Below are 18,367 nucleotides of genomic sequence, written 5' to 3'. Positions count from 1 at the left end.
TGCTCAGATCCCCGCGCCCGGCGGCACGACGGCGGCCCGACGGATGCGCCCGGCGGCCCGCACGTAGTCGAGGCCGGTGACGACGGTGACCAGCACGGCCGCCCCCATGAGCACGCCTGCGACGACCGAGAAGAACGTCGGCATCTGGTCGAGCGGCAGCAGGTACAGGCCGATGGCGAACGACTGCAGCACGGTCTTGAGCTTGCCGCCGCGCGACGCGGGGAGGACGACGTACCGGAGCAGGAAGAAGCGCATCGCCGTGATGCCGAGCTCGCGGGCGAGGATGACGACGGTCACCCACCACGGCAGGTCCCCGAGTGCGGACAGGAGCACCAGGGCGGTGCCGACCAGCAGCTTGTCCGCGATCGGGTCGAGGAGCTTGCCGAGGTCGGTGATCTGCCCGGACCGTCGAGCCACCCACCCGTCGAGCCGGTCCGTGAGGGCGGCGACGACGAAGATCAGGGTGGCGGTCAGCCGGCCGGTGACCGTGTGTCCCCCGTCGACCAGCATCGCCCACGCGAAGAACGGGACGAGGACGATGCGCAGCACCGTGAGCACGTTCGCCAGGTTCCAGGCGGAGGGAGCGGCATCGATCACCCGGACAGCCTAGATCGGCGCGCGCACCCCGCAGCGCAACCTGGTGGCGGTCGACACACATGAACGCCCGTCCGGCCCGGGGACGCCCACGGCGGCGGTCCGGGTCGCTCAGCCGCAGCTCAGGGGATCGACTCGGGTGGCTGCGCCCCGCCGAACAGCCAGCCCTGGCCGTACCGCCAGCCGTTGAGGTGCAGGTACTCGGCCTGCTGGTCGCTCTCGATGCCCTCGGCGATGGTCACCATCGCGAGCTCGCGCGCGAGAGCACCAAGCGCGCGTGCGACGCGTCCTGCCGTCGGGTCCTCGGGGATCCCGGACGTGAACGACATGTCCAGCTTGACGCCCGCCACGGGGAGGTCGCGCAGGTAGGACAGCGGGGACACGCCGGTCCCGAAGTCGTCGAGCAGGATCGGCACGCCGGCCGCCGAGAGCTGGGTCAGCTCGTGACGGATGCGCGTCCCGGAGGCAACGAGGGACGACTCGGTGAGCTCGACGACGATCCGGCCCGGGGCCACGCGGTGCCGGGAGATCTCCGCGAGGAGCGTCGTGGCGAACTCACCGTCGCCCAGCTGGTCCGCGGAGACGTTGACGGACACCCACCGGGTCTGGTCGCTGGTGTGTGCCACGAACTCCACGACCCGCGTCGCGACGAGCTGTCCCAGCGGCACGGAGAGGCCCGCCTCCTGGACCGAGGACAGGAACGCCCCCGGCAGCAGGAGGCCCCGGTGCGGGTGCTGCCACCGGACGAGCGCCTCGTAGCCGACGACCTTCTGGTCCGTGAGGTCGACGATCGGCTGGTAGTGGACGACGAGCTGGTCGTGCTCGATCGCGGCCAGCAGCTCTCGGTGCACACCGGCGGTCGTCGCCTGCTCCATCGACGCCTCGTACACCTCCGTCCGCCCGCGCCCGGCGGCCTTCGCCCGGTAGAGGGCGGCGTCGGCCGCGGCCAGCAGGGACGGCGCGCCGCCCTCGATCAGGTCCGGTGCGGCGAGCGCGATGCCGATGCTCGCTGCCACGGTCAGCCGTCGCCGAGCCACCCGGACCGGCTCGTGCAGCGCCGCGTGGATCGCCGTCGCGACCTCGAACACGGCGCGCGGCCCGTCCGGGTCCTGCACCACCACGACGAACTCGTCGCCGCCCAGCCGGGAGACCGTCCCCCGGCGTGCCGTCGCCGCGCGAAGCACACCCGCGACGTGCACCAGGACCTCGTCGCCCGCGGCGTGGCCGTACCGGTCGTTGATCTCCTTGAACCCGTCGAGGTCGCAGGCGAGCACCGCGACACGGTCCACGACGCCGGGCTGCTCGAGCACCGACTGCAGGACCTCCTGCAGGAGCGTGCGGTTCGCGAGACCGGTGAGCGGGTCGTGCATCGCCCTGTGGGTGAGCATCTCGGCCTGCAGCTTCGACTCGGTCGAGTCCCGGACCTGCACGACGAAGTGGTCGGGGTCGCCCGCGGGCGTCCGGACGAGGGCCGTGTCGAGCACCACCCACACCAGGTGGTCGTCAGCCCGCTGGTAGCGCTTCTCCAAGGAGAACCGGTGCTGGCCGCCTCCGAGCAGCCGATCCACCTCGAGCCGTTCCGCGGCGCGCTCCTCGGGAGTGGACAGGTCCTCCATCAGATACCCGCGCAGCGCGCCGACACTCGTGCCGAGGAGCTCGGCGAACGCTGCGTTGGCCTCGACGATCCTCCAGTCCAGGTCGACGAGCGCCATGCCGATCGGGGCGTTCTCCATCGCCACCCGGAACTGCATCTCCGAGCGGGTCAGGGCCGCCTCGACCTCACGACGCCCTGTGACGTCGACGAGCGTGGTGAGCACAGCGGCGGACTCGCCGTCCGCGCCGGGCACGAGCTGGCTGGACACCTGCACCATCCGCGGCGGAGCTGCGAGGGTGCCGGGCAGCGCGACACCGACGAGCTCGGCGTCGGTGCCCCGCCCCGCGGTGGGGACGCGGCCGTTGCCGAGCACGGCAGCGGGGTTCATCGCCAGTCCCTGCTCGTTGAGCAGGACGATCGGCAGGTTGGTGACCTGGAGCCCGACCGACGTCGACGCGTCGACCCCCAGGATCGCCGCCGCCCGCTCGGACATGTCGAGCACCCGCCCGCTCAGCGACTGGACGAGGACCCCTTCCTTGGTGACGGACTGCAGGGCGTCGTACCGGTGCCGCAGCTCGCGCGAGAGGTCGAGCAGCTGGTGCGCCCGACGTACCTGGGCCCGCTGCCGGCCGAGGAGGACCAGGACGGCGACCAGCGCCGCGAGCGCGACGACGGCGATGACGATGCTGACCGCGCCGAGGGGCGCGGTGGACGCTGCGGTCATCTGGCGCCGCCGGACCGGCGTGCGGCGTCGTCCTCCTCGGCGTCGTCGAAGTAGTCGGTCGCGACCGGCGGATCACCCGGCATCGCACCGCCGTCGGCCGCGTACCGGTCATCGTCGACCACACCGCCGTCCGCCGGCCCGTGGTCGCCGCGCAGCATCGCGAGGGTGCCCGCGAGGTCGTCCGGCTGCACCAGCACCTCACGCGCCTTCGACCCCTCGGACGGCCCGACGATCTCGCGCGACTCGAGCAGGTCCATCAGACGTCCTGCCTTGGCGAAGCCGACACGCAGCTTGCGCTGCAGCATCGACGTCGACCCGAACTGCGTGGTGACCACGAGCTCCGCCGCCTGCAGGAGCAGGTCGAGGTCGTCACCGATGTCCTCGTCGACCTGCTTCTTGACGGTCGCGGCGGCGACGTCCTGCCGGTAGACCGGCTTGAGCTGCTTCTTGACGTGCTCCACGACCGCGTGGATCTCGGACTCCGACACCCAGGCGCCCTGCGTGCGCATCGGCTTGGCGGCGCCCATCGGGAGGAACAGCGCGTCACCCTGCCCGATGAGCTTCTCGGCGCCCGGCTGGTCCAGGACCACGCGGGAGTCGGTGAGCGAGCTCGTGGCGAAGGCGAGCCGGGACGGCACGTTCGCCTTGATCAGGCCCGTCACGACGTCCACGGAGGGCCGCTGCGTCGCGAGCACGAGATGGATGCCCGCGGCGCGCGCGAGCTGGGTGATGCGCTGGATCGACGCCTCGACGTCCCTGGGGGCCACCATCATCAGATCGGCAAGCTCGTCGACGATCACGAGCAGATACGGGTAGGTCGCGATCTTGCGCTCCGACCCGGGCAACGGCTTCACCTTGCCGGCGCGCACCGCGACGTTGAAGTCGTCGATGTGCTTGAAGCCGAACATGGCGAGGTCGTCGTAGCGCGCCTCCATCTCCCGCACCACCCACTCGAGGGCCTCGGCGGCCTTCTTGGGGTTGGTGATGATCGGGGTGATGAGGTGCGGGATGCCCTCGTACAGCGTCAGCTCGACGCGCTTCGGGTCGACGAGCACCATCCGCACCTCGTCGGGCGTGGACCGCATCAGGATCGACACGATCATGGAGTTGACGAAGCTCGACTTGCCCGCGCCGGTGGCGCCGGCGACCAGCAGGTGCGGCATCTTGGCGAGGTTCGCGGTCACGTACCCGCCCTCCACGTCCTTGCCGACACCGATGACCATCGGGTGATCGGTGCGCTTCGCCGCGCTCGAGCGCAGCACGTCGCCGAGCGAGACGGTCTCGCGGTCGGTGTTCGGGATCTCGATGCCGATCGCGGACTTGCCGGGGATCGGCGACAGGATCCGCACGTCGGCGCTCGCGACGGCGTAGGCGATGTTCTTGCTCAGTGCCGTGACCCGCTCCACCTTCACGGCCTGGCCGAGCTCGACCTCGTAGCGCGTCACCGTCGGGCCGCGGGTGAAGCCCGTGACCCTGGCGTCGATCTCGAACTGCTCGAGCACGGACGAGAGCGACTCGACGACCCGGTCGTTGGCCGCCGAGCGCACCTTGTGCGGCGCCCCCTTGGCGAGGCTGTCCTCGGACGGGAGCGTGTAGAGGACGTCGCCCTCGAGCATCGGCTGCTCACCACGCGGGACGCCCTTCGGCTCCGGGGCGACGAGCTCCTTCGGGCGACGGGGCGGCGCGACCACCTCGGTCGGCGCGGTGACCGCGGCGGCCGCCTCCGTCACCTCCTCCTCGGCGCGACGGGCCGCCTCCACCAGCGCGGCGCGCTCGAACGCCTCGTCCCCCACATAGGCCTCGAGCCGCGTGGGGTCGGCGTCGTCGAGCTCGTCCGCGCGACGGCGACGACCCAGCAGGCCCTTCCTCCGGGCCGGCGGGCCGGCCTCCTCGACCGCGGTGTGGCCGGCGTTGATGACGAGCGGCGCGTCGTCGTCCTCCGGCGCCTCGGTGTCGGTGCGGTGGTTGCCCGTGAGCCGGTCGTAGACGCCCCGGAGCCGAGGCACGATCTGGTGCACCGGGGTGGCGGTCACGACGAGCACTCCGAAGAAGGCGAGCAGCAGCAGCAGCGCGACGGCGACGCCTGTGGTGAGCAGGCTCGCCAGCGGCGTCCCGACGAGGTAGCCGACCATGCCGCCGGCGCCACGCAGGGCCGCGAAGTGGTCGGTCCCCGGAAGTCCCTGCCCGACGTGCACGAGCCCGCAGACCGCGAGCGCGATCGCCGTGATCCCGATGGTGATGCGCGAGTTCGCCTGCACCCGGTCGGGATGCCGCATGAGGCGGACGGCGAGCCCGAGGAGGACCACCGGGACGGCCACGCCGACCCGGCCGAACGTGCCGGCCACGACGGCGTGGACCGCGGTCCCGGCCGTGCCGGACAGGTTCCACCACTCGCGGGCAGCGATCACGATCGCCAGCCCGAGCAACGTGAAGGCGAGCCCGTCGCGGCGGTGCGACGGGTCGAGCTCGCGCGCGCCGTGGCCGAGGTGGCGCGCGGCACCTCCGACGAGGTGCGCCGAGCCCATCCAGACACCGCGGATCATGCGCAGCGGCAGTGCGGGCCGCCGTGGCGCGGTGGCCGACGGCCGCGCACCCGGCCGGGTCGACCCGCCGGCACCACGGCCGCCCGCCGCCGGACGGCCCGTCGCCCGAGGGCCGGCGGCAGCGCCGGACGCGCCGTTGCGCGGCCGTGAGGAGGACGTACGTGTCGCCATGGTCCTCAAACTAGTCGGGGCCGGCCGCGCGGAGCGCGACGCGGGCGCGCGTGTCGGCGCCGGTCACGCGCCGGAACATCGACGCCGGCCGTCGGCGCGACCGCGACATGCTGCTCCCCGACACCGCCGCACAGGGCGTGGTGGCCGACGATCGCCCCACCGGGGCGATGTCCGGACGGGCGTCACACGTCCGTCGGCTCGCCCCGTCCCAGAACCCGGAGCCGGTGGGTCGCGCCGAGCGCGGCGAACCGGTCCTGCACCGCCGACAGCGGCTCGACGAAGTGCGCCCAGTCGGTGTGGTGCACGGGCACGATCGTCGCCGACGGGAGCAGTGCGGCGGCGGCCGCCGCGCGTGGCGCGTCGAGCGTGAGCGGCTCTGCCCCGAACCGGCCGACGTTCGCGCCGCCGACGAAGAGCACCGCGAGCTCGATCCGGTCGAACCGGCGGGCCACCTGGTCGAGGACGTCCAGCGACGCGTTGTCGCCGGAGACGTAGACGGTCCGCTCCCCCGCCGCCTCGAGCACGAACCCCGTGACCTCACCGCTCAGGGCCTGCGCCCCCTCCGGGCCGTGCCGCGCGGGGACCGCCGTGACCCGGACCTCGCCGTCGAGCACCACCGACTCCCACGGCACCAGACCACGCACGCCGGGGATGCGCCCCGCCGCGTCGGGCGTCGAGAGCACCTCCGCGACGGACCCGAGCAGCGCCCGCCCGGCGACGTCGAGGTTGTCGGCGTGCTGGTCGTGCGACAGCAGGACCACGTCGACGCGGCCGATCTCGCCGACCGGCAGGGCCGGCCCGACCAGCTTGTGCAGCGTGACCCTGCCCTCGTAGTCCGCCGGCGCGTCGTCGAACGTCGGATCGGTGAGGAACGTGAGGCCGGCGTAGGTGAACCGCAGCGTGGGGCCGCCGATCCACGTCGCGGACATCGCGGTACGGGTCTGGGTCACGGTGTCGTGCTCTGTCGAGGTCATGTCGTCAGCCTGCCCCGCAGGTCGCAGCGCTGCCAGTGGCCCGGAGGACGGTGACCGCTACGATCGGGCCATGTCCGCCATGTCCGCCATGTCCGCCGTGTCCGCCATGTCCGCCGTGCCAGCCACGCCCCGCGGCCTCCGCTCTGCCGGCGCTTCCCGGACGGTGGCGGTCGTCGCGTTCGCGGGCATCAGCCCGTTCCATCTCGCCGTCCCGTCGGCGGTCTTCACCGCCCGGTACGGCGGCACGCCCGGACGACCGTACGAGGTCGTCGTCTGCACGCCGGCGCCCGGGACCGTGCCGACCGAGGCCGGGTACGACCTCACGGTGCCCCACGGGCTCGACGTGCTGGAGCGCGCGGACACGGTGGTCCTGCCGAGCTGGGACCTCTCTCGCGAGCCACCCGTGGCGCTCGTCGAGGCGGTCCGGCAGGCCCACGCCCGCGGTGCCCGTGTGGTCGGTCTGTGCCTGGGCGCGTTCGTGGTCGCCGCTGCGGGCCTCGTGGACGGCCGGGAGGTGGCCACGCACTGGCACGCCGCCGGCGAGCTCGCCCGGAGGTACCCCGCCGTCCGCGTGCGTGCCGACGTGCTCTGGAGCGACCACGGCGACGTCATCACGTCCGCCGGGGTCGCCGCGGCCCTCGACTGCTGCCTGCACCTGGTCCGCACGGATCTCGGGGCGCGGGTGGCCGGGGAGGTCGCGCGGTCGCTCGTGCTGGCACCGCACAGGGACGGTTCGCAGGCGCAGTTCATCCCCGCGCCCGTCGCTGCGGACCCGGGCAGCGACCCGGTCGAGCAGGCGATGGCGTGGGCGCAGGCGAACCTCGGCGCAGCGGTGGACCTCGACACGTGGGCCGACGCTGTCCACCTGTCCCGCCGCACGTTCACGCGCCGGTTCCGGGCCCGGACCGGGACGAGCCCCGGCCGCTGGCTCCTGCACCAGCGGCTGACCCGTGCCCGGGTCCTGCTCGAGACCACCGAGGACCCGGTGGAGACGGTCGCGAGGCGTGCCGGGTTCGGCAGCGCCGTCGCGATGCGACAGCACTTCGCGGAGCGCTACCGCACGAGCCCGCACCAGCACCGGGCCGCGTTCCGCGCGGTGGACGACGCTGCCGGGTCGTGACGTCCGGCTGGCGGACCGTCGACGCAGGGTGGCAGGAATCCCTGCGGCCGGTGTCGGTGGTGGCGCCTAGGGTGGCGGGCATGCCCCGCGTCCACCTCGTCCGGACGGTCGAGCCATGAGCCGTCGTGGTTGGCTCCTGCTGCTGGTCATGGGCGTCGTCTGGGGCGTCCCGTACCTGCTCATCAAGGTGGCCGTCGGCGAGGTCACACCAGCGACGGTCGTCTTCGTCCGCACCGGACTCGGTGCACTGCTCCTGCTGCCGTTCGCCTGGCGGGCCGGTGGGCTCCGCGCCCTGCGGCGGCACTGGCCCGCGGTCACCGCGTTCGCCGTGCTCGAGATCGTCGGCCCGTGGATCCTGCTGTCCAACGCCGAGCGCACCCTGTCGAGCTCGATCACCGGCCTGCTCATCGCGACGGTCCCCATCGCGGCCGTGGTGCTGGGCCGCATCGTCGACCATGAGCGCGTCGCGCTCGTCCGGTGGGTCGGCCTGCTCGTCGCCCTCGGCGGCGTGGCGCTTCTGCTCGGTCCGGGCGCCGGCGCGCACGACCCCTGGGCCGTGGCCCAGGTGCTGCTCGCCGCCCTCGGGTACGCGTCGGCACCGATGATCGCCGACCGCTACCTCCGCGACGTCCCCGCCATCCCACTGACCACCGCGTGCCTGGGCCTCACAGCGGTCGCGTACCTGCCGGTCGTGCTGCTCACCGGTCCCCACCCGTGGCCGAGCTCCGACGCGGTGCTCGCGCTCGCACTGCTGGGTGCGCTGTGCACCGCGGTCGCGTTCGTGCTGTTCTTCCGGCTCATCGCCGAGGTCGGCGCCGCCCGCTCGACGCTCGTCGCCTACCTCAACCCGATCGTGGCGGTCGGCCTGGGCGCGCTGGTCCTCGACGAGGAGATCACGCCGACCGTGGTGGTCGCGACGGCGCTCATCCTCCTCGGGTCGGCCGCAGCGTCCCGCCGCGGCGGGCCGCGCGGCACTGCGACGCCCTCCGGCGAAGCGACGGTCGCGGGCAGCGCAGGCGCGGGCAGACCCGCGCCCGACGAGGAGGACCCCTCCGCTGGACCCGAGATCGCCGACCGGGCGGCCACACGTCCGCGCTGAACGGGTCGACGCGGGCACCGGAGACCCGCAGCTCCCGCACCGAAGGAGGGCGCCGCCGGCGGTCGTGGGTCGACCGCCGGCGCGAGCCCGAACCTACGCCTCGACGACCACCGGGATGATCATCGGACGGCGTCGCAGCCGGTTCGAGACCCAGCGGCCGACCACCCGGCGCATCACCTGCTGCAGCTGGTGGACGTCCGTCGCCCCGGTGAGGGCCGCCTCCTCGAGGGCCCGCGTGAGGTCCGGGAGGATGTCGTCGAACACGTGGTCCTGCTCGGCGAACCCGCGGGCGTGGATCTGCGGGCCGGCGAGCACCTTCCCGTCGGCCGAGCTGACCACCGCGAAGATCGAGATGAAGCCCTCGTCACCGAGGATGCGGCGGTCCTTGAGCTCGGCCTCGGTGATCCCACCGACGCTCGACCCGTCCACGTACACGTACCCGCAGGGCACGGCACCGACGATGGTCGCCTTCCCGTCGACCAGGTCGACGACCACGCCGTCCTCGGCGAGGACCACCCGCTCGGCCGGGATCCCCGTCTGTACCGCCAGCGCCGCGTTGGCGACGAGGTGCCGCACCTCGCCGTGCACGGGCATCACGTTGCGCGGCTTGAGGATGTTGTAGCAGTACAGGAGCTCACCGGCGCTGGCGTGGCCCGAGACGTGCACCTTGGCGTTGCCGGAGTGCACCACGCGGGCACCGAGCCGGGTGAGCCCGTTGATGACGCGGAACACCGCGTTCTCGTTCCCCGGGATCAGCGACGACGCCAGGATCACGGTGTCGCCGGGACCGACCGCGACCTTGTGGTCGTTGTTCGCGATCCGGGACAGCGCCGCCATCGGCTCGCCCTGCGACCCGGTGCACATGAGCACGATCTCGTCGTCGGGCAGCCCGTCGACCTGCTTGAGGTCGACGAGCACGCCCTGCGGGATCTTCAGGTAGCCGAGGTCGGACGCGATGGCCATGTTGCGGACCATTGACCGGCCGACCAGGGCGACCTTGCGCCCGTGGGCGTGCGCGGCGTCGAGCACCTGCTGCACGCGGTGCACGTGCGAGGCGAACGACGCGACGATGATCCGCTTCGCGGAGTCGGCGAACACCCCGTCGAGCACCGGTCCGATGCCGCGCTCCTGCGCCACGAACCCGGGCACCTCGGCGTTGGTCGAGTCGACCATGAACAGGTCGACTCCCTGCTCGCCGAGCCGCGCGAACGCGCGCAGGTCGGTGATGCGACCGTCGAGCGGCAGCTGGTCCATCTTGAAGTCGCCGGTGTGCAGCACGGTCCCGGCGGGCGTCCGCACCGCGACGGCCAACGCGTCGGGGATGGAGTGGTTCACCGCGACGAACTCGCACTCGAAGACACCGAAGCGCTCGGTCTGCCCCTCGCGGACGGCCAGGGTGACCGGAGCGATCCGGTGCTCCTTGAGCTTGGCCTCGACGAACGCGAGCGTGAGCTGTGAGCCGACGAGGGGGATGTCCCGGCGCAGGCGCAACAGGTACGGCACCGCACCGATGTGGTCCTCGTGGCCGTGCGTGAGGACGATGGCCTCGATGTCGTCGAGCCGGTCCCGGATGTACTCGAAGTCCGGGAGGATCAGGTCGACGCCGGGCTGGTGGTCCTCGGGGAACAGGACGCCGCAGTCGATGACGAGCAGGCGTCCGGCGTACTCGAGGACGGCCATGTTGCGGCCGACCTCGCCGAGCCCTCCCAGTGCGACGATGCGCAGTGCGCCGTCGGCCAGGGCAGGCGGCAGGGTGAGCTCGAAGTGCGGGTGACTCATGGGTCTCCTGGGGTCAGCGGAGCGCGATGTCGAGCAGCCCGGCGGCGCGCAGGCCGGACCGGATCGTCTCGAGCTCGTCGTCCGACGCGGCGACGAGCGGCAGGCGCACCGCGCGGGTGGGCAGATGTCCCGTGATCTCGAGCGCCGCCTTGGCGGCGACGGTCTGGAAGCCGGCTCCGTTGAGAGCGTCGATCGCGGGGATGATGGTGCGGGAGACGCGGAGCGCCTCCTCGTGGTCGCCGGCCTGCCAGGCGCGGACGACGGCGGCGAGCCGGCCCGCGGCGACGTGGCCGACGACGCTGACGATGCCGACCCCGCCGACGGACAGGATCGGCAGGAGGATGCTGTCGTCGCCCGAGTACCAGGCCAGGCCGGTGCGGGCGATCGCCTTCGACGACGCGTACGGGTCCCCGGCGGCGTCCTTCATCGCCACGACCCGCGGGTGCTCCGCGATCTGCTCGATGGTCGCGGGGGCCAGCCGCACGCCGGTGCGCACGGGCACGTCGTAGAGCATGACCGGCAGGTCGGTCGCGTCGGCGACGGCCTCGAAGTGGCGCAGCACTCCTGGCTGCGACGGTCGGGAGTAGTACGGGGCGACCACGAGCAGCCCGTGGGCGCCCGCCTCGGCGGCCTGCTCGGCCATCCGGACGGCGTGCGCGGTGTCGTTCGACCCGGCACCCGAGAGCACGTACGCCCGGTCACCCACGGCCTCGACGACCGCCTGGACGATCTCGGCCTTCTCGGGGGCGTGCGTCGTGGACGCCTCCCCGGTGGTACCGGACAGCACGAGGCCGTCGTTGCCCGCGTCGACGAGGTGGCGCGCGAGGCGCACGGTGGCCTCGAGGTCCACGGCTCCGTCGGCGGTCATCGGCGTGACCATCGCGGTCAGGACGCTCCCGAACGGGCGCGCGGTGTCGGTGACGTGCGGCATGGGGCCCACGGTACCGCCCATGCCACCGGCAGCGACGCCCCTGCCCACACCGCGACCGGGGCGGCGGCTCAGGTCAGGGCGCGACGGGCTCGTAGGTGTCGAACCGGTAGCGGAGCCCGCCCGACGACGTGGACCAGCCGTCCCCGGGCTCGGAGCGGACGCGTTGCCACTGCTCGGGGTCGAGCGCCGGTGCCCACGTGTCGCCCTCCGCCTCCGTGTCGACGACCGTCACCTCGACGCGGCCCGCCCGGGGCAGCGTCGCCGCGTAGACCGCGCCCCCTCCCACCACCCAGGCGTCGCGGTCGCCGACGAGGTCGAACGCCTCGTCGAGGCCCCCCACGACACGCGCCCCCGACGCCTCGAACCCCGGCGTGCGGGACAGCACGATGTTCTCCCGACCGGGCAGCGGCCGGAACCGGGCGGGGAGCGACTCCCACGTCGCCCGGCCCATGATCACGGGGTGCCCCGCCGTCAGTGCGCGGAACCGGGCCATGTCCTCCGGCAGCCGCCAGGGCAGCGCGCCGCCCTGGCCGATCACGCCCGTGTGGAGTCTGCCCCCAGATGAGCGCGAGCGTCACACCGCCACCGGCGCCTTGATGCCGGGGTGGTGCTGGTAGCCGAGCACCTCGATGTCCTCGTACGTGTAGTCGAAGATCGACGTCGCCTGCCGCAGCTGCAACGTCGGCAGCGGGAACGGCTCGCGCGTGAGCTGCTCGCGCACCTGGTCCACGTGGTTGTCGTACACGTGGCAGTCACCGCCGGTCCACACGAGGTCGCCCACCTCGTGCCCGGTCTGCTGGGCGACCATGTGCGTGAGCAGCGCATAGGACGCGAGATTGAACGGCACGCCCAGGAACAGGTCGGCGGAGCGCTGGTAGACCTGGCAGGAGAGCCGTCCGTCGGCCACGTAGAACTGGAAGAACGCGTGGCACGGCGCGAGCGCCATCGAGGGGACGTCCGCGACGTTCCATGCGGAGACGATGTGCCGCCGCGAGTCGGGGTCGCGACGCAGGTTCTCCACGAGCTGGGCGATCTGGTCGACGTGCCCGCCGTCCGGCGTCGGCCAGCTCCGCCACTGCACGCCGTACACCGGGCCGAGCTCGCCCTCGCCGTCCGCCCACTCGTCCCAGATCGAGACGCCGTGCTCCCGGAGCCACGACACGTTCGACTCACCGCGCAGGAACCACAGCAGCTCGTACGCGACCGACCGCAGGTGCACGCGCTTGGTGGTGACGAGCGGGAAGCCCGCCGCGAGGTCGAAGCGCATCTGGTGCCCGAACACGCTGCGGGTACCCGTCCCCGTCCGGTCCGACTTGGGCGTCCCGGTCGCCATCACCAGCCTCAGCAGGTCCTCGTAAGGGGTCTCGACGGCGGCGGCGGCGGTCGTGGCGTCGGTCATGGCGCCCAGGATAGGTCGCCGCGGACGACGCACCCGCGTCGACGCACGGGCGGTCGTCGTTCGGGCGGTGCGACTGCCCGACCCGCGCGACACTGGCCCGATGACCACGTCGTTGCCGCCGACCGTCGCCGCCCACGTCCCGACCGGGATCCTCGTCGACGGGACCTGGAGGTCCGCACAGGGCGGCCGGACGTTCGAGGTGGCGGACCCGGCCACCACCCAGACCCTGTTCGACGTGGCCGACGGCGGGGAGCAGGACGCGCTCGACGCGCTCGCCGCCGCCGACGGTGCCTTCGCCGAGTGGCGCGCGACCGCCCCACGGCAGCGGGCCGACCTCCTTCGTGCCGTGTTCGACACGATCACCGCACGCACGGACGACATCGCGGCGCTCGTCACCGCCGAAGGAGGCAAGCCGCTCGCCGAGTCGCGTGCGGAGGTCGCCTACGCCGCCGACTACGTCCGGTGGTACTCCGAGCAGGCCGTCCGCCTCGACGGCCTCGCCCGCCGGGCGCCGTCGGGGGCCAACCACCAGCTGGTGCTGCGGCGTCCGGTGGGCCCTGCCCTGCTCATCACGCCGTGGAACTTCCCGATCGCGATGATCGCCCGCAAGGTCGCGCCGGCGCTCGCCGCCGGGTGCCCGGTCGTCGTGAAGCCCGCCCAGCTCACCCCTCTGACCACGGCATTCGTGGCGGAGATCATCCGTGCGGAGCTCGTGGAGCGCGGGCTGCCGGCCGGCGTCATCAACGTCGTGCCGTCGTCGTCCGCGCGGTCGGTGTCCGGGCCGCTGCTCGCCGACCCGCGGCTGCGCAAGCTCTCGTTCACCGGATCCACCGAGGTCGGTGCCCGCCTGCTCAAGCTCGCGTCGGACAACATCCTGCGGACCTCCATGGAGCTCGGCGGGAACGCGCCGTTCCTGGTGTTCGACGACGCAGACGTCGACGCCGCCGTGTCAGGCGCCGTCACCGCGAAGATGCGCAACTCCGGCCAGACGTGCGTCGCGGCGAACCGGTTCCTGGTGCAGCGGGGCGTCGCGGACGAGTTCACCGCTCGGCTCACTGCAGCGTTCGACGGCCTCGTCGTGGGCCACGGCGCGGAGCACGGCACGACGGTGGGCCCGCTCATCGAGAAGGGCGCCGTGGACCGCGTCGAGCAGGTCGTCACCGAGGCCGTCGACGCCGGCGCACGGGTGCGGACCGGAGGCGACCGCCCGGAGCGTCCCGGCTACTTCTACAACCCCACCGTCCTCGACCGGGTCGACCCGGCGCTGCGGCTCGTGACCGAGGAGATCTTCGGGCCCGTCGCCCCGGTCGTGACGTTCGGCTCGGAGGAGGAGGGCGTCGAGCTGGCGAACGCCACTCCCTTCGGTCTGGTCGCCTACCTCTACACCCGTGACGTGGGGCGGGTGATGCGCCTCGCGGAGGCCGTCGAGACCGGGATGCTCGGCGTCAACCGCGGCACGGTGTCCGACGCGAGCGCGCCGTTCGGCGGCGTCAAGGCGTCCGGGCTCGGGCGCGAGGGCGGCGAGGCCGGCATCGAGGAGTACCTCGAGAGCACGTACGTGGCGCTCTGAGAGCGCAGCCCGGGCACGTCGGGCGAGCGCCCGACAGGTCCGGGACGAGTCCGGCACGGGTGTGCCACAGTGGCCCGCGTGACGCTGCCTGACGCGGACGCCCGACGGGTCGCCGTCCGCCAGGCCGTCTCCGTGTCCGTGGCGACCGGCCTGTACGGGGTGTCGTTCGGTGCGCTGTCCGTCGCCGCCGGACTGTCGATCCCGCAGACCGTCGCCCTCAGCCTCCTCGTGTTCTCCGGCGGCTCCCAGTTCGCGTTCGTCGGCGTGCTCGGCGCGGGGGGCGCTGCGGGGGCCGCGGTCGCGACCGCCGGCCTCCTCGGGGTCCGCAACGGCCTGTACGGTCCGCAGGTCGCGCCCCTGCTGCACGCCCGGGGCTGGCGCCGCGTGCTCGCCGCGCACCTGACCATCGACGAGTCCACCGCGGTGGCGACCGCCCAGCCGGACCGCGCGGCCGGGCGGGCGGGGTTCTGGTGGACAGGGGTCGGTGTCTTCGCCCTGTGGAACGCCCTGACGCTCGCCGGCGCGCTCGTCGGCGACGCGCTCGGCGACCCCCGCCGGTACGGCCTCGACGCGGCGGCCGCCGCCGCGTTCCTCGCGCTCGTCTGGCCGCGCGTGACCGGTCCGCAGGCCCGGGTGGCGCAGCTCGTGTCCGCCGGTGCGGTGGTCGTGGCGCTCGCCGTCACGCCGTTCGTGCCGCCCGGGGTACCCGTGCTCCTCGCCGCGAGCGTCGCCCTCGTCGCGGGCATGCTCGTCCGACCTGGTGCTGCGGTCCAGGACGGGACCGCATCCGCCACCGACCCGCCGGAGGGAACCGCATGAGCAGCGCCACCACCTGGGTCGCCCTCGCGCTCGCCGCCGCCGTGTGCTTCGGGCTGAAGCTCGCCGGCCACCTCGTCCCCGAGCACTGGCTGGCCCGGCCACGGGTCGCGCGCACCGCCGCGCTCGTCACGGTCGCCCTGCTGTCCGCCCTGGTCGCGGTCCAGGCGGCGACGACGGGCCGCGGGCTCGTCGCCGACGCCCGGCTGCCCGCCCTGGCGGTCGCCGCAGCAGCCCTCGCACTGCGGGCGCCGTTCGTCGTGGTCGTGGTGCTCGCCGCCGTCACTGCCGCGGTGCTGCGCGCCGTGGGTATGCCGTAGCCTCGCCCGGACCTGCTGCTCGACTCCCGGAGACCTCCATGACCCTGTTCCGCGAGTCCGCCGACGTGTCCGTGCGACCCGCCGTGCCGGGTGACGAGGAGGCGGTCGTCCGCATCCAGCTCGCCGCCTGGCGGCATGTCGGCGTGCTCGGCCCCGACGTCCTCGACCTCGTCGACGACGCGGCGATGACCGAGCAGTGGGCGCGCGCGATCGTCGCCCCACCCGCCACGGGCTATCGGGTCCTCGTGGCCTGTCGCGGCGCCGAGGTCGTCGGGTTCGCGTCCGTCGCCCCCGTGCCGGCGCCGGAGAGCCGCCCCTTCGACGCGCCCGGCGGTGCCATCCTCGCCCTCGAGGTCGCGCCGGACGCCCAGCAGAGCGGTCACGGCTCGCGACTGCTCGCCGCCGTCGTCGACCTGCTCCGCCAGGACGGCGCCGACCAGGTGCACACCTGGGTGCTCGACGGTGACGAGGCGCGGGCACGGTTCCTGGACGGCGCGGGCCTCGGGCCGGACGGTGCGTCGCGTGACCTCGCCACCGGCACGCTGCCGGACGGCTCGCCCACCACGGTCACCGAACGTCGGTGGTCCGCCGCGATCTGACCCGCCCTGCCGCGGCCCGCGACCAGGAACGACGTGCGGTCAGGATGTCCGGGCGCGGTGCAGCCGGCTCGCCGTGCGCAGCGAGGCACGCGCCTGCTTGCGGTCGCCGGCGGCGTCGTACGCGAAGGCGAGGTTGTACCAGGACCGCCAGTCCCCCGGGCTGGTCTCCGTGCGGGCCCGGAACTCCTCGAAGGCGCTGCGGGCTGCGGCCCGGTCGATCCGCCCCCCTGGCGACCGGGGAAGGTCGTCGACCGGAAGCGCGTCGGCGGCGGCCAGCTCGTCGGCCATCCGCTGCACGTCGATCGCCAGACCCCACTCGCGGGCCAGGAGCCACAGCACCAGGAGGGGCAGCAGCCAGAACGCCAGCCCCAGCACCACGCCCACGGGCTCACCGCTGGTGACGAGCGCCGTCGCCCGCAGCGCGACGAGCCAGATGTACAGCCCCAGCAGGGCGCTCAGCACCACCGCGGCAAGGAGCGAGGTGCGCCGCACCCGGCGGGAGGATCCGGCCATGTCAGCCGAGGTCGAGCAGGTGCTCGAGCCCGACCGTCAGCCCCGGGCGCGCGGCCACTCGGCGGACGCCCAGCAGCACCCCCGGCACGAAGCTCACGCGGTCGAACGAGTCGTGCCGGATCGTGAGCTGCTCCCCGGCGTTGCCCAGCAGGATCTCCTCGTGCGCGACGAGACCTCGCAGCCGCACGGCGTGCACGCGGACCCCGTCGACATCCGCCCCGCGCGCGCCGTCGAGCGACTGGGTCGTCGCGTCCGGGCTCCGCGGGACGCCGGCCGCCGCGCGTGCCGCAGCGATCGCGGACGCGGTGTGCCGAGCCGTCCCGGAGGGTGCGTCCACCTTGTCCGGGTGGTGCAGCTCGACGACCTCGACGGACTCGAACCAGCGAGCGGCCCGCGCCGCGAAGGCCATGGCCAGCACGGCACCGAGCGCGAAGTTCGGCGCGACGAGCACGCCGACCCCCGGCCGGTCGGCCAGGTGGTCGTGGACACGGGCCAGCGACTCGTCGTCCCATCCCGTGGTGCCGACGACGACGTGGACACCCGCGTCGACCAGCGCGTGCACGTTCCCCTCGGTCACGGCCGGGACCGTGAAGTCGACGGCCACCCGTGCGCCCGCATCGACGACGGCGCGGAGGTCGGCGCCCGCGTCGACCTGGGCGACGAGCTCCAGGTCGGGGGCAGCCTCGACGGCCTGCGCGACGGTTCTTCCCATGCGGCCTGCCGCACCCAGCACGGCCACCCTGATGCGCTCGCTCACGAGGAGAAACCCTAACGTCAGGCGGGCACCCCGAGCGCCGCCGCGATACCGGCCTCCAGCCGTCCCAGCTCCGTGTGGCTGAGACCGGTGAACCGCTCGACCTCCCGCGGCGGGTAACCGGCGCGCAGGTACCACCGGATCACGGCGAGCGCGTCGTCCGGCCGGACAGGACCGGTGCCGACGGCGTCACGGACGAACGCAGAGAACCGCACGGCGGCGAGGAAGGCCTGGGGGGTGATGCCCACGGCCAGCACGACCTCCCGGTACAGGACGCCCACCGCCAGGTCTGCCGCCCGTGCCAGGTCCGAGGTGCGGACGAGGCCTCGCTGCTCGATCACCGAGCGGAGGACGGGCGCGATGGCGTGCAGCGACGAGCCGACGACCACCGGCGCCGCCCGCGCGGCGAGCGCCGCCCCGAGCGTCTCCGCCGCGTCGGCGTCACGGCCCTCCTCGAGCGCCGCCACGCACTGCTGCTCGATCTCCGTCCCGAGCAGTGCGTCGAGCGCCACGACGTCGTACCGCGGTACGCCCACGCCCATCCGCGCGAGCGCGACGGGGTCGAGCTGGGCACCGAGACGGACGGACGGACCAGGCTGCTCGCGGACGAACGCGCGTTCGGCCAGGCCCCGGACCCCGGTGCCCTCCGGTGTCCGCAGCAGGCTCATCGGGTCGACGTGCTGCCCGGGCGTCCCCACCGCGACGGTGACGAGCCCGTGGCCGTCCGGGAGAAGGACCTCGCGCTCGACGACGCCCTCGGGGACGCGCACCACCCAGAGATGCTCGACGATCCCGCCCGCGGCGCTCGGCGGGGCGTAACGCCGGTAGACGACCTGGTCGCTGGTCATGCCCCATCATCTCGCGCGG

Annotated in this window: 17 protein-coding genes; 6 read left to right on the top strand and 11 right to left on the bottom strand. The window is 73.6% G+C overall.

Features of this window, described 5'->3' with window-relative positions; genetic code table 11:
• Positions 1 to 3: 3 nt before the first annotated feature.
• From pgsA to ACVW07_RS19705, 4 genes are all read right to left on the bottom strand, one after another.
• A complete protein-coding gene (gene pgsA / locus ACVW07_RS19720; protein ID WP_456820890.1) occupies positions 4 to 597 on the bottom strand; it encodes a CDP-diacylglycerol--glycerol-3-phosphate 3-phosphatidyltransferase in 594 nt (197 codons plus the stop codon).
• A gap of 119 nt (positions 598 to 716) precedes the next feature.
• Entirely contained in the window at positions 717 to 2,912 is a 2,196-nt protein-coding gene (locus tag ACVW07_RS19715; protein ID WP_456820889.1) for a putative bifunctional diguanylate cyclase/phosphodiesterase, read from the bottom strand.
• Positions 2,909 to 5,626, bottom strand: coding sequence for a DNA translocase FtsK 4TM domain-containing protein (locus ACVW07_RS19710; protein WP_456820888.1), 2,718 nt, complete (start codon positions 5,624 to 5,626; stop codon positions 2,909 to 2,911). The genes ACVW07_RS19715 and ACVW07_RS19710 overlap by 4 nt, the downstream gene beginning before the upstream one ends.
• Before the next feature lie 182 nt (positions 5,627 to 5,808).
• The gene (locus ACVW07_RS19705; RefSeq protein WP_456820887.1) at positions 5,809 to 6,600 is read right to left on the bottom strand and encodes an MBL fold metallo-hydrolase; all 792 of its coding nucleotides are present in this window, start codon (positions 6,598 to 6,600) and stop codon (positions 5,809 to 5,811) included.
• A 70-nt stretch (positions 6,601 to 6,670) separates the two neighbouring features.
• On the opposite strand from ACVW07_RS19705, the gene ACVW07_RS19700 reads away from it, so the two are divergent.
• Positions 6,671 to 7,720, top strand: coding sequence for a GlxA family transcriptional regulator (locus ACVW07_RS19700; protein ID WP_456820886.1), 1,050 nt, complete (start codon positions 6,671 to 6,673; stop codon positions 7,718 to 7,720).
• A 115-nt stretch (positions 7,721 to 7,835) separates the two neighbouring features.
• On the top strand, positions 7,836 to 8,819 hold the full coding sequence (locus ACVW07_RS19695) for a DMT family transporter (RefSeq protein WP_456820885.1): 984 nt from the start codon (positions 7,836 to 7,838) through the stop codon (positions 8,817 to 8,819).
• Positions 8,820 to 8,912: 93 nt separating this feature from the next.
• On the opposite strand, the gene ACVW07_RS19690 is transcribed toward ACVW07_RS19695, so the two are convergent.
• From ACVW07_RS19690 to ACVW07_RS19675, 4 genes are all read right to left on the bottom strand, one after another.
• Complete coding sequence (locus tag ACVW07_RS19690) at positions 8,913 to 10,598, bottom strand: ribonuclease J (protein ID WP_456820884.1); 1,686 nt, start codon at positions 10,596 to 10,598, stop codon at positions 8,913 to 8,915.
• A gap of 13 nt (positions 10,599 to 10,611) precedes the next feature.
• Positions 10,612 to 11,529, bottom strand: coding sequence for a 4-hydroxy-tetrahydrodipicolinate synthase (dapA, locus tag ACVW07_RS19685; RefSeq protein WP_456820883.1), 918 nt, complete (start codon positions 11,527 to 11,529; stop codon positions 10,612 to 10,614).
• Positions 11,530 to 11,602: 73 nt separating this feature from the next.
• A complete protein-coding gene (locus tag ACVW07_RS19680; RefSeq protein ID WP_456820882.1) occupies positions 11,603 to 12,067 on the bottom strand; it encodes a dihydrofolate reductase in 465 nt (154 codons plus the stop codon).
• Positions 12,068 to 12,103: 36 nt separating this feature from the next.
• The gene (locus tag ACVW07_RS19675; protein ID WP_456820881.1) at positions 12,104 to 12,928 is read right to left on the bottom strand and encodes a thymidylate synthase; all 825 of its coding nucleotides are present in this window, start codon (positions 12,926 to 12,928) and stop codon (positions 12,104 to 12,106) included.
• Positions 12,929 to 13,028: 100 nt separating this feature from the next.
• On the opposite strand from ACVW07_RS19675, the gene ACVW07_RS19670 reads away from it, so the two are divergent.
• From ACVW07_RS19670 to ACVW07_RS19655, 4 genes are all read left to right on the top strand, one after another.
• Positions 13,029 to 14,498, top strand: a complete 1,470-nt coding sequence (locus ACVW07_RS19670) for an NAD-dependent succinate-semialdehyde dehydrogenase (protein ID WP_456820880.1) — start codon at positions 13,029 to 13,031, stop codon at positions 14,496 to 14,498.
• Positions 14,499 to 14,576: 78 nt separating this feature from the next.
• Positions 14,577 to 15,317 (top strand): AzlC family ABC transporter permease, encoded by a 741-nt coding sequence (locus tag ACVW07_RS19665; protein ID WP_456820879.1) that lies wholly within the window; start codon positions 14,577 to 14,579, stop codon positions 15,315 to 15,317.
• Positions 15,314 to 15,634, top strand: a complete 321-nt coding sequence (locus ACVW07_RS19660) for an AzlD domain-containing protein (RefSeq protein WP_456820878.1) — start codon at positions 15,314 to 15,316, stop codon at positions 15,632 to 15,634. Before ACVW07_RS19665 ends, ACVW07_RS19660 begins: the two co-directional genes overlap by 4 nt.
• A 38-nt stretch (positions 15,635 to 15,672) precedes the next feature.
• Positions 15,673 to 16,233 carry an N-acetyltransferase family protein gene (locus ACVW07_RS19655; RefSeq protein WP_456820877.1) on the top strand — a complete coding sequence of 187 codons (561 nt, stop codon included), beginning with the start codon at positions 15,673 to 15,675 and terminating at the stop codon, positions 16,231 to 16,233.
• A gap of 39 nt (positions 16,234 to 16,272) precedes the next feature.
• Here the strand turns inward: ACVW07_RS19655 and ACVW07_RS19650 are convergent, their stop codons facing one another.
• From ACVW07_RS19650 to ACVW07_RS19640, 3 genes are read right to left on the bottom strand one after another with little or no spacing between them, the layout of a single operon-like run.
• Entirely contained in the window at positions 16,273 to 16,746 is a 474-nt protein-coding gene (locus ACVW07_RS19650; protein WP_456820876.1) for a hypothetical protein, read from the bottom strand.
• A gap of 1 nt (position 16,747) precedes the next feature.
• A complete protein-coding gene (gene dapB, locus ACVW07_RS19645) occupies positions 16,748 to 17,503 on the bottom strand; it encodes a 4-hydroxy-tetrahydrodipicolinate reductase (protein ID WP_456820875.1) in 756 nt (251 codons plus the stop codon).
• 17 nt (positions 17,504 to 17,520) lie between these two features.
• Entirely contained in the window at positions 17,521 to 18,348 is an 828-nt protein-coding gene (locus tag ACVW07_RS19640) for a hypothetical protein (RefSeq protein WP_456820874.1), read from the bottom strand.
• Between the last annotated feature and the right edge of the window lie 19 nt (positions 18,349 to 18,367).

It is taken from the genome of Cellulomonas sp. URHB0016 (assembly GCF_054057935.1).
The sequence above is the reverse complement of the archived record's forward strand: the minus strand, read 5'-3'. Positions and strand labels throughout refer to the sequence as shown.

What these genes read in the sequence shown, in the direction of transcription:
- ACVW07_RS19715 (WP_456820889.1), bottom strand. Translation starts at nt 2,912, where the DNA reads ATGACCGCAGCGTCCACCGCGCCCCTCGGCGCGGTCAGCATCGTCATC.
- ACVW07_RS19710 (WP_456820888.1), bottom strand. Translation starts at nt 5,626, where the DNA reads ATGGCGACACGTACGTCCTCCTCACGGCCGCGCAACGGCGCGTCCGGC.
- ACVW07_RS19705 (WP_456820887.1), bottom strand. Translation starts at nt 6,600, where the DNA reads ATGACCTCGACAGAGCACGACACCGTGACCCAGACCCGTACCGCGATG.
- ACVW07_RS19700 (WP_456820886.1), top strand. Translation starts at nt 6,671, where the DNA reads ATGTCCGCCATGTCCGCCATGTCCGCCGTGTCCGCCATGTCCGCCGTG.
- ACVW07_RS19695 (WP_456820885.1), top strand. Translation starts at nt 7,836, where the DNA reads ATGAGCCGTCGTGGTTGGCTCCTGCTGCTGGTCATGGGCGTCGTCTGG.
- ACVW07_RS19690 (WP_456820884.1), bottom strand. Translation starts at nt 10,598, where the DNA reads ATGAGTCACCCGCACTTCGAGCTCACCCTGCCGCCTGCCCTGGCCGAC.
- dapA (WP_456820883.1), bottom strand. Translation starts at nt 11,529, where the DNA reads ATGCCGCACGTCACCGACACCGCGCGCCCGTTCGGGAGCGTCCTGACC.
- ACVW07_RS19675 (WP_456820881.1), bottom strand. Translation starts at nt 12,928, where the DNA reads ATGACCGACGCCACGACCGCCGCCGCCGCCGTCGAGACCCCTTACGAG.
- ACVW07_RS19670 (WP_456820880.1), top strand. Translation starts at nt 13,029, where the DNA reads ATGACCACGTCGTTGCCGCCGACCGTCGCCGCCCACGTCCCGACCGGG.
- ACVW07_RS19660 (WP_456820878.1), top strand. Translation starts at nt 15,314, where the DNA reads ATGAGCAGCGCCACCACCTGGGTCGCCCTCGCGCTCGCCGCCGCCGTG.
- ACVW07_RS19655 (WP_456820877.1), top strand. Translation starts at nt 15,673, where the DNA reads ATGACCCTGTTCCGCGAGTCCGCCGACGTGTCCGTGCGACCCGCCGTG.
- ACVW07_RS19650 (WP_456820876.1), bottom strand. Translation starts at nt 16,746, where the DNA reads ATGGCCGGATCCTCCCGCCGGGTGCGGCGCACCTCGCTCCTTGCCGCG.
- ACVW07_RS19640 (WP_456820874.1), bottom strand. Translation starts at nt 18,348, where the DNA reads ATGACCAGCGACCAGGTCGTCTACCGGCGTTACGCCCCGCCGAGCGCC.